A 230-nucleotide genomic window follows, 5' to 3' on the forward strand; every position below is an offset into this window, starting at 1 on the left:
CTCCTCGTATAATAAGTTTAAATCCAAAGTGGATGTCAATTTCCAGTTCATTCTGCTCATTGACAAGTGAATATAAGATTTTGTATTCCGGGCGAGCCCGGAATACAAGTTCGGACTTGGACGCTTCACGATGTTCCCGGATAATGGTCTTAGGATCGTTTGGGTCAATGCTTCCCCTCCTTGTAGCCTGGCTACTCGAAAAGTCTGCATCCCCAGGTTCTTGCTTGAAG

1 protein-coding gene is annotated in these 230 nt (G+C 45.2%); it reads right to left on the minus strand.

Features of this window, described 5'->3' with window-relative positions:
• On the minus strand, positions 1-230 hold a 230-nt coding region (locus tag GBH70_RS17045), incomplete at both ends, for a hypothetical protein (protein ID WP_216643896.1).

Source organism: Weizmannia acidilactici (assembly GCF_008974225.1).
GTDB lineage: Bacteria > Bacillota > Bacilli > Bacillales > Bacillaceae_C > Weizmannia > Weizmannia acidilactici.